Origin of the sequence: Paenibacillus sp. FSL K6-0108, assembly GCF_045040695.1 — a bacterium.
GTDB classification, from domain to species: Bacteria; Bacillota; Bacilli; order Paenibacillales; family Paenibacillaceae; genus Paenibacillus; species Paenibacillus pabuli_B.
Window position 1 is genome coordinate 2,851,334 of sequence record NZ_CP150288.1, and the last position, 13,028, is coordinate 2,864,361.

A 13,028-nucleotide genomic window follows, 5' to 3' on the forward strand; every position below is an offset into this window, starting at 1 on the left:
TGAAATCGCTTAAATTTATGATGTTTGGTGAGGAGAGGGTTTGCATAATTACGCTCAGAAAAATAACACTGGATAACAGACGTTCTATATTTAACTTGGAAGTTTCAGAAGAGCAGCGTCAATATGTTGCATCAAACCTTTCAAGTGTAGCATCATGTTATGTTCTTGCAACCAATGGCGGCTCACCGTTTCCACTTGCAATTTACGCAGATGAGCAGCCTGTAGGTTTTGTAATGATAACCTACGGAATCACGGGTTATGATCTTCCTGTCATTGCTGATAATAACTATTGTATTTTGCGACTGATGATTGACAAGCAGCATCAGAGCATGGGCTATGGCCGGGAAGCGTTAAAGAAAATATTGGAGTTTATTCGAACTTCCCCAGCTGGTCCTGCACGTTATTGTTGGATTCCGTATAGTCCTGATAACTTGGCTGCCAAAAAGCTATATGAGAGCTTTGGATTCCATGAAAACGGTGAAGTGTGCCATGACGAGCTCATAACAGTAGTGGAACTTTGACTTCTATTTTTAGATGAGAATGTTATAACAAAATTTCAAACTCAGTCTAATAGCTTTTGCTTTCCTGTGACGTAAAGTAGGAGTTCAATAGTTGTATTTTTTTACCACACATGATAACGTGATATTAAAACCAACTATTTTAGTTGGAAATGTATTTTGGAGGTATAATCATGACTAATATCGCGAAGAATCTCACAGATCTGATTGGAAATACACCACTATTAGAGCTTTCTAATTTTGCGAGAAGACATCAAGTTGATGCGAAGATCATTGCCAAACTGGAATACTTTAATCCAGCAGGTAGTGTAAAAGATAGAATCGGATATGGAATGATTAAAGACGCTCAAGAGAAGGGGTTAATTAACCAAAATTCAGTGATAATAGAACCGACCAGCGGTAATACAGGTGTAGGACTTGCATTTGCAGCAGCAGCATTAGGATACAGATTAATCATAACACTTCCTGAGAGTTTCAGTGTAGAACGTAGGAAGCTTTTGATTGCTCTGGGAGCGGAACTAGTTCTTACACCTGCCACAGAAGGAATGTCTGGAGCCATCAAAAAGGCTGAAGAAATTGCGGCTACAATCCCTAACTCATTTATACCTCAACAGTTTAAAAATCCAGCAAATCCACAAGTACATAAGGTAACAACCGCAGAAGAGATTTGGAGAGATACCGAAGGCAAAGTGGATATTTTTATTGGTGGAGTTGGTACAGGTGGAACTATATCTGGAGTTGGCGAAGCACTTAAACAAAGAAAAGAAGATGTGAAAATTATAGCTGTAGAGCCTTCGGATTCCCCGGTACTTTCTGGAGGAACTAAAGGAGCGCATACCATTCAAGGAATTGGAGCTGGTTTTGTTCCGGACAATTTTAATAGATCTGTCGTTGATGAGATTGTACAGGTAGGAAATGAAGATGCATTTGAAACAGCACGTTTTTTAGCTAAATCCGAAGGATTATTAGTTGGCATTTCATCTGGTGCAGCTGCATATGCAGCAGTACAAATGGCAAAAAGGCCAGAGAATAAAAATAAAAGTATCGTTGTTCTATTTCCGGATACAGGGGAACGATATTTATCAACAGACCTTTATCCAGAAGCATAAGAGCAAATTATTAAGCTGCCCTCCCCACCTTATGCGTTGTGGTGACGAAAAAATAGTATAAGGGTGAATGCAATGACTGTTGGAAGAAAGGTTTTTGTTTTAAAGGAAGAATCACGTATTGATCCGATTAGTAAGGAAACCAGAGAAGTGCTCATTAGTATATACTATCCTTCCAATCCAGTGGAGCATGAGTCGAAGTATATTTCGTTATTTGAACCTAATATCTCTTCCTCTATTGATATGCTCTCTAGTATGGGAGTAGATAAGGATTATTTTCGTAATCTGGATACAAAAATACATAATAATGAGAGTGTTGATATTACTGCTAAAAACTGTCCCGTTATTTTTATAGCTCCGGCTTTTGGTGTCGTTAGAGATATGTATTCCTTTTGTGTAGAACATTTAGTGGAGTGCGGATTTGTTGTCATTACTATAGGAGCCACTCACGAATCTATATTTTCAATTTTTCCTGACGGTCGATTTATCCAACAATCCAATGAGATATCCGAAATAGACAGTTTAGATATTCATTCTTGGAAACAATTATTGAAGCTTAGAGTTGAAGATATGAGTTGGGTTATGAAAAATGTAGATAAGGTCTTGGATTCAGATCAGGATCTCAGGGCCATAGTTGATGTAAATGAAATGGGGATCATTGGTCATTCATTAGGTGGGGCCGCTGCTTATGAATTGCTTAAAAGAGAAAAGAGAATGAAGGCCAGTATTCTATTAGATCCTAGCTTCCATTTAATGACGACGAGTAAGGAAGAGGGAGTATCTGCTGCGTTATTGGTAGCTCGGCAAGAGAAATGCTCGTTTGAAGAACTGGAAAATGAAATCTCTCCAGACTTATTGCCTTTGTTACTAAGTGGGTATGAGTCTTTGTTTAACTCGAGTAATCTGAATAGTTCGTTTATTAAATTGAACGGTACTCATCATATGACTTTTAGCGATATCCCGATACATTACAACGAAGATGGGATAGAACACAAACATTCCACGATGAATAAGTATATCTCTGCTTTCCTTGAGGAGCATTTAAAGAAGGAAGACAGTAAATTTCATGAGCTGCTGAAAAATAAGATTAATGATGGAATTGATCTATTAGATAGTAAAGGACATGTTATTTAAGGAGGGGACTTGAAATGGTTAGATCACACACGCTTGAAATATTTTAGAGGTAGTTAGCATTAATGAGGAGGAATAACGCGTGGAATTAAATCATTGGTCCGAGGAACTTAATTCTTATAATTTATCAAATGAATATTCTATTCAACAGGCTGAGCCCGAAGAATGGGGATTGTATTGTTCTGTCTATTATAATATGGCCTATACTGGATTTTTTAGAGAGGAAGGCTACTTCAATGTTTCGCGGAATAACTCTTTTTGGATTTATAAAGGAGAGTCAAAAATCGGTGGGGTAAGGATGGCACCCAATACGTTATATCATCTATTCTTTATGCCCCCATTCAATGATTCATTTGAGGTACTGAAACTTCTTAAAAGAATACTCATAACATGGTCTGATGCAACTCAACGTATCAAGATATATGAAATCCTCCCCGATCAAGTACATTTATTTACGAGGGCTGGATTCTGGCCAGATGAGTTCAGATGTCGCTGGATGCAGCGCCCGACAGATCATTTCAATGTGCGTTGGGATCATGATTTTATAGTTAAAAGCCCCAAAATTATCGAGAATGAAACGGGTGCTAAGCAATACATTAATGAAGATGAAATTGCTCAGTGTGACTTTGAAAGCTTTGTAGACGGTTTCGAAGCCTTACGCAGAAAGAAAACATCCCTTGAAGACTTTATCCCGAACGAAGAAGTCCATTATACCAATGAGGACCTAACTCAAGCTTCTACACTTGTATATGATAAAGTTACTGGACAGCTCATAGCCAACTGTCGACTATGTTTGCAGGATAATCAAGCAGCAGTATATAGCATCGGAGTCAACCCCGCTTACAGAGGAAAAGGACTTGCTACACGAATGCTGCAAAGAGCCCTGACTGAACTTAAAGACAAGTATCCAGTTCTACGATTATATGTCATGGAAGGCAATGATGCTGAATCAGTTTATTTTAATCTTGGATTTGTTCCTGGCGTTCAAGAGATACAAACGATGTATATTCCTGTACATGAGTAGTCACGGTTAAATTAATCACCTATCAACCCGAGTGAATCTTTTTAGAATGGGGCAGCATCGCTGTTTTTAATCTCTCGGGTTTCTTTGCTTGAGGAAAGGAAGGTTATTATTGGAGACTATCTTAATGTTGGTAGTGTCTTTGTTTCTTGGTATTTTTGTTGTGAAAATTGGAATGGATAATTCCAAGAGTAATCACTACACCAAAGAAATATTGCAAGAATTAAGAGAGATCAAGGAGATTCTAAGGGAAGAACGATAAAGATAATATCGAGGAGGCGTTAGGGTGGTTTATGATTTAAAAGGCGAAGCCAATATGTCACCTGTTGTTGGGTTGCTATATTCTGCGGTTACAGAAAACAGCCAACGACTGCAACGAATTACAGACGGTATGTCGCTAGAAGAAATTGATTATAAAGGGCCTAATCACAATTTCAATAGTACCGCTCAATTAATAAAACATATCACCTACGTCGATCTGAATTGGGTTTATCGAATAAATGGCCTACCACTTCCTCAGACCTTAAAAGAGCAACATGGGCCCATGATTGATGAACATGGCAGACTTCCGATGGTTCAAGGGAAATCTTTGAGTATACTTATGTCGACATATGAAGGTGTCATAACCATGTTGAAGGATGCGTGTACACAATTAACGGATGATGATTTAGCGCGGATTGTCACTTTTGGACATGAGAATGAGAAGCAGGCGACCATACGCTGGGGTATATGGCATATCGCTGACCACAGTCGTTATCACCAAGCTCACATTAATCAACTTCGAAGATGGTATCATGAAGCTCACTAAAGAACGATAAGAAAGCGATATAGTGAATAATTTTAAGGTACAAAGAAGAGGTGAGGGTATGGGAAATTTATCTGAACTGAACCCTGTTAATGTTGAAGAAAACACGATATTTGAAATACAAGCTGCCATGGAAAAGGGGGAGCTTTGCTCAAGAGACCTGGTTCTGTATTACTTGTATCGTATTTCACAATATGACCAAAATGGGCCAAAGATTAATTCCGTGCTGGAAATAAACCCGGATGCGATTTTTATTGCGGAGGCCTTGGATGCTGAAAGGAAATCAGTGGGACCCAGAGGGGTTCTACACGGGATTCCGGTTCTGTTGAAAGATAACATAGAAACCAACGACAGAATGCATACAACTGCTGGAGCGCTAGCTTTGGAAACCCATATTAGTTCTAAGGATTCTTTTCTTGTGACTAAACTAAGGGAAGCTGGAGCAATCATACTTGGAAAAACGAATATGACAGAATGGGCAAATGGCATGTCTTCGGAGATGTGGGCAGGGTACAGCGCTAGAGGTGGACAAGTTTTGAATCCTTATGGCGATTTTTTTCCAGGGGGTTCAAGCACAGGTTCCGCTGCTGCGGTTGCTGCTAACTTTACGATGGTTTCCGTAGGAACGGAAACATCTGGCTCCATATTAAGTCCATCCATTCAGAACTCTATTGTTGGTATAAAGCCAACTGTGGGTTTAATAAGTCGTGCTGGAATAATACCGTTCTCACTCTCCCAAGACACTGCTGGTCCAATGGCAAGGACTGTAACAGACGCAGCAATTCTATTAGGGATACTTTCAGGAAGAGACGAGGATGATCCGGCTACTTGGAGAAATCCCCAATCTTCTGTAGACTACACCACATGTTTAGACCTCAATGGATTGAAAAATGCAAATATAGGAATCTTCAGAAAAGCCCCCCTTACACGATACCGTGATAACGACGAATACGATGAAGTTCTATTTGAGAATGTCGTAACCCAGATCAAAGAAGCTGGGGCTAATGTTATTGAAGATATAGATATCCCGTCGTTTGACCGGCAGTGGGAGTGGAACAAGTTGAATAATGAATTTAAACATAACGTTGAACATTATCTGCAAAGTCTTCCATCACATTTACCTGTTCATACCCTAAGTGAATTAGTCGAATGGAACAAGCAAAATGCAGAAAGGGCTTTAAAATATGGGCAAAACCTTCTTGAACATAGAGGACAATTGGATAATCCATTAAATAATTCGAATTACATCTTGGAGTTAATAACGGATCTATATCATTCGCGAAATAATGGCATAGATTATGCTTTACATAACTTTGGACTGGACGCTATTGTTTTCCCTTCTTACGTTGGTGCTGATCTTTGTGCAAGAGCTGGGTATCCATCGATCGCTGTACCTGCAGGATATAAGGAAAGTGGAAGGCCATTTGGAATCACATTTGCAGGTAAAGCTTTTAGTGAATCAGTATTGATTCGTTTTGCCTTTGCCTTTGAACAGTTAACAGCTCATAGAAAAAAGCCGAACTTATAACTTATAAGACGTCTAGCAACTAACGTTGAAGTGAAGAAAATATGCAGCTAATCCCTCCAAATCGTTCAAAGATGCTTTTCAAAAATGTTTGCTAATGGACCGCGTGATAGCCTAGGGGCTGTGCAGCGGTTTTTTTTGTTTCCAGCATTTAGTTTGTATGAAATCCGTTTTATTCATTTTCAACAATTGTGATCAAGAATACAGCAATATTGTTCAGATTAGATCGAAATAACTGTGATACAATTCATTGTAAAGCGCTATCATTGTAAATTATTAAACTATATTGCTTTTTATATTCTGGGAAGGGAGATCTTTATTGATGCTAACCATACACACCCCGACGAATATTGCTTTGCAGGAAAATGAAGTTTATGTGCGATCAGAAGCAGATAATTTTCAGGATGAATGGCCTGTTCATACGCATAATGGGTATGAGATTCATTATTTTATCCAAGGAGATGCGACCTTTTTAATCGGTGACCGAATCTATAAGCCGCTGCCTGGAGATATGTTTATATTCAGAGGGGGAGTGCCCCACCGGATTAATCCTTCAAGAGAAATCGTATACAAGCGAAGTTTTGTCAATTTTACGGAATTATTGCTTATGGACATGCTTGGTATCAGTCAATTGGATAATCTGATGTCCATATTCCGTCATCCCAATGGATTATTGGTGCATTGGTCCCTGGAGGAGCGGGAACACATCACAGGTATATTTAAGGGGATCAAGGAGGAGATGGATGCCCGAAATACAGGGTATAAAACCATGGTCAAATTGAGTCTTACCCAATTGCTGCTGCGGATTTACCGGAAAACGAACAGTGAGCGATCCGTCAATCCGATTGTATGTTCTTCCCAGAAGCAGACAAGCGTAAGCCGGGTTCTGCATTATTTAAACCAGAACTACACAGAGAATGTTTCTTTGGATGACTTGTCCAAAACACTCCATTTGAACAAATATTACATTTGTCATTCTTTCAAAGAGACGACGGGATATACCATAAGCAATTATGTCATACGCAAAAGGGTAGCAGAAGCCAAAAAATTGTTGCTGTCTACGGATGCACCGATTTTGTCCATATCAGAGACACTGGGCTTTAACACACCTGTGTATTTTAGCAGGGCTTTTAAACAATATGTGGGGGTATCGCCACAGTTGTTCCGTAAAAATGAATTGCTTAACGAAGCCAAAAATCATTAATCCCTTTCAAGGAGATGTTGATATGACAAAAAGAACAACGTTTAAGCTTAGCATCAGTGTTCTATTGACCGTACTGCTCATCATGCTGACTGCTTGCGGAAATTCAGGTACAAGTGCGAATGGAAAACAAGCAACCCTTGATTTCTTGTGGTTCTCTGACGGGAATGAAGGAGAAGTGATTAAGGAAATTATTAAAGATTACGAGCAGACCCATACCAACGTTAAAATCAATCTGATTGAGGTGGGCTTCAAGGATATCCAAACCAAATTGAAAACAATGTTATCTGGCGGAAAGCCGCCTGCTCTGAGTCGGGTCACGGATACGGGATCTTTTGCTAATCAGGCTGTTGACCTTACACCCTACGTGGACAATGCGGATCAATTCGAGGATCAATTTATCGACTCTCTCAAACCTTACTATGTTATGAATGACAAGCTGGTAGCTGCACCTATGGATGTCACAGCGAATGGATTGATTTATAACAAAACCTTATTTGATAAAGCGGGCGTCAAGGTACCTACTTCTCCCGATCAGGTATGGACGTGGGACGAATATATCGCTGCACTCAAACAGGTGATGGACAAAGGTGGAGCACGATATGGCATGGTATGGGATGTCACTCCGCATCGATGGTCCACTCTTTTGTACCAGAATGGTGGGAGCATCTTAACGGAGGATGGCAGTGCGGCGGCGATTAACAATGAAGCCGGAATCCGTTCCATGGAGATGTTCAAGCAGCTTCATCAAGATGGGATTATGCCTGAGTCGGTATGGCTCGGAGGGGAGAACCCGAATAACCTGTTCCGTTCCGGGACGGTAGCTACCCACTGGGCTGGCAACTGGATGATCAGCAATTACAAGGATATCACCGATTTCGAATGGGGTGTTACTTATATGCCGAAAGGAACACAACGTTCTTCCGTGCCGGGTGGGAAGTTTCTCATGGCTTTCAAAGGCAGTGGTTATGAGCAGGAAGCGGCAGAATTTATTGAATATTTAACGTCCAAAGAAGTCAATTCCAAATATAATGAGAAGTCGTTGTTTATGAGTCCACGGAAGGACAGCTCTGTGCTGAATTATGAATTTGGCAAGGAGATGTTTGAAATTTTCTCGGATGAATTGAAGAACAGTTCGCCTCTTGCAGCGAATGACTGGTCCAGGCAAACGCTTATATCCAAAATTTCAACGGATTTGAAAAATAATATTATGGACGTTCTGTCAGACAAGGCAACTCCTCAGGAAGCATTGGATCGAACGGCCAAGCAGATTAATGAAGTTATTGACAGTCAATAAAACGCAATAAAACGTAAAAGGCATATGGTTCATTCACACTCGGGGGCTTACCGATTCGGGTTAAGCCTCCCTTTCAATTAAACACATAAGAAAGGGGCAAGCAGATGAGTGAAGGACAACGATCAAACAATAGAACGCTGGCAAGGCAGAACAGGAAGCTCGTCATCGCTCCTTATCTGTTTATACTTCCCAACCTCCTGATTTTTGGCATTTTCATTGTCTTTCCCTCTTTATTGGGCCTGTACTATTCTTTCCATGTCTATGATGGATTGAACCCGATGAAGTTCAACGGGCTGGACAATTATATCAAGATTATGAGGGATCAGGAATTTTGGTCAACCATCGGACGAACGGGACTTTATGCAGCGATTGTTGTCCCGCTAATTTATGCAGCCGCATTAGGCATTGCTTTGCTGCTGGCACGCGAGATTAGAATGCGCGGTTTCTTCCGAGCCATATTTTACTGGCCGACCATGATTTCCTACATCATCGTAGGTTTGACCTGGAAGTGGATTTTTGGAGATTCGTTCGGCATTCTGAATCATCTGCTGACAATGGCAGGTGGGGAGCCAGTCGGCTTTCTGACCTCGTCCTTCTGGGCAAATACCGCTGTAATTGTTGCGACGGTATGGTCACGTGCGGGCTTTTTCATGGTCATTTTTATCGCGGGTTTGCAGGCCATACCTACAGATTACTATGAGGCTGCCCGCCTGGACGGGGCAACGGGAACCAAGGTGTTTCGCTATATTACCCTCCCACTGTTGAAGCCTACAAGCTTGCTCGTTGTTATGCTGAGTCTGATTGACGCGTTCAAGGCCTTCCCACTTATGTTTGCGCTTACAGGCGGTGGACCAGGCAAGGAAACCACGTATATTGTTCAATATATTTATGAGATTGGCTTTAACAGGCAGGAGCTTGGCCTCGCCAGCGCCATGTCAGTGATGCTGTTTATCCTCATTGGCGGATTCTCGGCGCTGCAATTCCGTCTATCGAAAGGAGGGGCTGTCTGATGGTGATGAAGCCTCTGGTCAAAATCGTCATCTACAGCATGTTATGTGTGGCCGCAGTGTTGTGGCTCCTGCCTGTTCTGTGGGTTGTGATTTCTGCCCTGAAAACAAATAGCGATCTGTACAGCTTTCCTCCCAAATTGTGGCCGGAGCCAGTCACCTTCGAACATTTCAAGGAGGCATTCAGGAAAGGCGATTTTGGCTTGTATTTTATGAATAGTACGATTGTAACTCTGAGCTCAACGCTGCTGCTGTTGCTGATTAATTCCATGGCAGGCTTTGCACTGGCTAAATATCGCTTCCGCGGTAGCTCGATCATATTAATTGCTTTCATCTCAACGCTTATGATTCCGATTGAAGTCATTATGATCCCCATATTCAAAGTACTGAGCGCCCTCGGGTTATACAACAGCCTGCTTGCGATTATTATCCCGCCGGCAGCAACTCCGACAGGTGTATTCCTTATGCGGCAGTATTTGCTGACGGTTCCGGACGAGCTGCTGGAAGCTGCCCGGATGGATGGAGCGGGCGAATGGAAAATTTACTGGAGCATTATTCTTCCTATAGCGAAGCCCATTCTGGCTGTGCTTGCAATCTTCTCCTTCATGTGGAGATGGGATGATTTTGTTTGGCCGTTAATTGCGATCAGTGATCCATCCAAATATACGATCCAGCTTGCGCTCTCTAATTTTATTGGTGAGTACAACGTCGATTGGGGGAGCTTGCTTGCGATGTCCGTCATCACGATGCTTCCGGTGCTCATTGTTTTTATGGTTTTCCAGCGTTATTTTGTCAGCGGCATGATTACTTCAGGAATGAAAGGATGAGTTAAATGTCAGATACCACCCGTGGCGGGATGGATACACTCAATTACAAGCCTATGAAACTGGGTCACAATCAGGTCATCAATCATTGGCTGATCAGTGGCATATATACAAAGCCTGTTGCTTTTGTTCCAACAACGATGGAGGGAGATATTAATGATTGGCTTATTGACGGTTTTGCCATTCATGAGAACCCGTGCAGACAGGAGTTTGTCGAAAATAGGAGATCGCAGCCTCAGCCCCGGTTTTTTGATCAATGGAGTGGGTTTCCGAGCCCGGGGGATCCATTCCATGGAGAAAAGAATGGCATGCCATGGGAGCTGTATTCTCCCTGGGGCAACCCACGAGTAGAGAAATCAGGATTTTGGTTTGTACCCACCCATCTGCGCAGTTATGCGGCGACACGTCTCGTTTCTTCGGTTACTCATAAGGCCTCGTTCCGGATAAAAACCTATGGAAGCCTGACCTTGTGGATCAATGGAGAACGGGTAACGGATTTTGCGCCGCTCATTCGGAACAAGGAGCAGGAAGTCCATATTGAAGCTGAACTTGCTGCCGGAATCAATGAAATCTATGCCTGCTGGGAGGACTTGGCTGAGCGGGACACCATGTATGCTTTTGCAGTAGAATACCTTGGAAACGAAGAATTGCATATTTCGCTGCCTATTGCTTCTCATTTGGTGGAGCCTGTGCAATCCGCTGAACGGGCTCTGGAACAAGCCTATTTTCCTTCAGATCTCTTTCGGGGTGAGCAGATTAAGCTTAGACTTCCGCTTTCCTTGCCAGACACCGTTAGAGAAGCTGAGATTCAGTATGGCAATTTCTTTGATGGCACCGAAAATAAGACAATACACATAGCTGAGAAGGAAACGGACCTGGTTCTGGCACATACCAATGAAATCGGCCATCATTACGTATACTTCACGCTAACGATTTCAGTTTCAAACGTAGCACTGACGAAGAAGTTCGGCTGTCAATCCTACGATACCAGTTATGATGAGGCTGCTTGGCAAGCTGCGGATATTGAAGCACGCAAATCCCTCGCTCTGCAATTTATTGCTGAGAAGGGCAGTCCCAACATTCATACGGCGATCGCCATGTTAAAAACCAATGGCGATCGGCAGGAAGCAGAGAACATGCTGCTTGAAGGCGTGGAAGGCATCGAGCAGCGGAAGGATTGCAGTGATTTTTATTTAGTAGGACTGTTCCGCCTCTGGAGAGATGAACGAAATAGCGGTTTGTTCAGTGAATCGTTCTGGGATCGGGTAAAAGCAAGTATTTTGAACTATCGATATTGGATTGATGAACCTGGCGATGATGTGATGTGGTTCTTCAGTGAAAATCACGCCTTGCTGTTCCACACCAATGAGCTGTTAGCCGGACAGCTGTTTGGGGACGAAACATTCAGCAACAGCGGTGAATCCGGTGAAATACACCGCCAAAAAGCAGAGCAAAGGCTTGCTTTATGGTTTGAGCGCTTTTTGGATGAAGGATTGGCAGAATGGAATTCCAGTGCATACATTCCGATTGATGCAGTTGGGTTATTGCATATCTATGAATTTGCCCATAATGAGCAGCTCAGGCAGCAAGCGAAAAAGGCAATGGACCTGTTATTCTATTATATTACCGTCCAGATGCATCAAGGCGTCTTGTCCACAACCTTCGGCCGCAGCTATGAGAAGGAACTGCTGGGCAGTTATGCAGCGGGAACAACTTCCATGTGCTGGATCGGTTATGGCATCGGTAATGTAAACAATTATTCAATCAGCAATGTTGTTTTGAGTTTATCGGATTACATTCCTCCAGCAGCGTATCAGGAGCATCTGATGCTGGAGGAAAATCAGCAATTGGTGTTCGCCAATCAGCAGGGCAAGGGAGGGTACGCCAAACTCTATCATTATCGAACAGCGGAATACGCCCTGTCCTCCATTATACGCTTCCGACCAGGCAAGCCAGGTTATCAGGAGCATGTCAATCATCTCTCGCTGTCGCCTGAGGCGCAAATTTGGGTGAATCATTCCGCAGAAATATACAAGCATGGAGATGGCCGCCCTTGCTTCTGGGCAGGAAACGGGATACTGCCAGACGTTGTGCAGCATGAGGGCATAGCTCTGATGATGTTTGATATTCCAGCAGATCAGTCTGCGGATTGGACACATGCTTATTTTCCTACGAGCTTTTTTACAGAATGGGTAAGTCATGAGAACTGGCATTTTGCCCGACTGGATAAGGGGTATGCAGCAATATACGCTGCCAATGGGGCAGATATGGAGAACAACGGGTTGACAAGAGAGCGTGAGCTTATTTCCCCCGGCTTGCGCAACGCCTGGATTATAAGAGCAGGAAGCGAACAGCAATTCGGCTCATTTGGCGCTTTTGTAAACCAGATTCGCTCTGCAAGCCCTCAATTCGACAGTGATTCTCTGACGCTTACGCTGACAGACCCTGCATATGGTCCAATTCAATGGGGAATGAACAAACCTTTTCTTATTAACAAGGAGGAAGTTGTACACGACGGTTATGGAGTATGGGGACGGCTAAAGTTACTGGACATGGACCGTTTGAATCCTGTGCAATAAACCAAGGGAGTGAC

Annotated in this window: 12 protein-coding genes; all 12 read left to right on the forward strand. The window is 42.5% G+C overall.

Going from position 1 to position 13,028, the window contains the following annotated elements; genetic code table 11:
• Positions 1 to 44: 44 nt before the first annotated feature.
• Positions 45 to 521 (forward strand): GNAT family N-acetyltransferase, encoded by a 477-nt coding sequence (locus MHB49_RS13305; protein WP_405157124.1) that lies wholly within the window; start codon positions 45 to 47, stop codon positions 519 to 521.
• A gap of 170 nt (positions 522 to 691) precedes the next feature.
• Entirely contained in the window at positions 692 to 1,627 is a 936-nt protein-coding gene (gene cysK, locus MHB49_RS13310) for a cysteine synthase A (RefSeq protein WP_405156416.1), read from the forward strand.
• Between the two features lie 72 nt (positions 1,628 to 1,699).
• Positions 1,700 to 2,758 (forward strand): hypothetical protein, encoded by a 1,059-nt coding sequence (locus MHB49_RS13315; protein WP_405156417.1) that lies wholly within the window; start codon positions 1,700 to 1,702, stop codon positions 2,756 to 2,758.
• 79 nt (positions 2,759 to 2,837) lie between these two features.
• Positions 2,838 to 3,779 carry a GNAT family N-acetyltransferase gene (locus tag MHB49_RS13320; protein WP_405156418.1) on the forward strand — a complete coding sequence of 314 codons (942 nt, stop codon included), beginning with the start codon at positions 2,838 to 2,840 and terminating at the stop codon, positions 3,777 to 3,779.
• A gap of 124 nt (positions 3,780 to 3,903) precedes the next feature.
• Entirely contained in the window at positions 3,904 to 4,038 is a 135-nt protein-coding gene (locus MHB49_RS13325) for a hypothetical protein (RefSeq protein ID WP_405156419.1), read from the forward strand.
• Between the two features lie 24 nt (positions 4,039 to 4,062).
• Entirely contained in the window at positions 4,063 to 4,584 is a 522-nt protein-coding gene (locus tag MHB49_RS13330) for a DinB family protein (RefSeq protein WP_405156420.1), read from the forward strand.
• Between the two features lie 58 nt (positions 4,585 to 4,642).
• Complete coding sequence (locus MHB49_RS13335) at positions 4,643 to 6,109, forward strand: amidase family protein (RefSeq protein WP_405156421.1); 1,467 nt, start codon at positions 4,643 to 4,645, stop codon at positions 6,107 to 6,109.
• Positions 6,110 to 6,428: 319 nt separating this feature from the next.
• Positions 6,429 to 7,310: a helix-turn-helix domain-containing protein gene (locus MHB49_RS13340; protein ID WP_405156422.1), complete on the forward strand. Its 882-nt coding sequence runs from the start codon at positions 6,429 to 6,431 to the stop codon at positions 7,308 to 7,310.
• A 22-nt stretch (positions 7,311 to 7,332) separates the two neighbouring features.
• Positions 7,333 to 8,604 carry a sugar ABC transporter substrate-binding protein gene (locus MHB49_RS13345; protein WP_247902315.1) on the forward strand — a complete coding sequence of 424 codons (1,272 nt, stop codon included), beginning with the start codon at positions 7,333 to 7,335 and terminating at the stop codon, positions 8,602 to 8,604.
• A gap of 104 nt (positions 8,605 to 8,708) precedes the next feature.
• Positions 8,709 to 9,614 (forward strand): carbohydrate ABC transporter permease, encoded by a 906-nt coding sequence (locus MHB49_RS13350; protein WP_405156423.1) that lies wholly within the window; start codon positions 8,709 to 8,711, stop codon positions 9,612 to 9,614.
• On the forward strand, positions 9,614 to 10,438 hold the full coding sequence (locus MHB49_RS13355) for a carbohydrate ABC transporter permease (RefSeq protein WP_247902317.1): 825 nt from the start codon (positions 9,614 to 9,616) through the stop codon (positions 10,436 to 10,438). The genes MHB49_RS13350 and MHB49_RS13355 overlap by 1 nt, the downstream gene beginning before the upstream one ends.
• A 5-nt stretch (positions 10,439 to 10,443) precedes the next feature.
• A complete protein-coding gene (locus MHB49_RS13360) occupies positions 10,444 to 13,014 on the forward strand; it encodes a hypothetical protein (protein WP_405156424.1) in 2,571 nt (856 codons plus the stop codon).
• Positions 13,015 to 13,028: the final 14 nt, after the last annotated feature.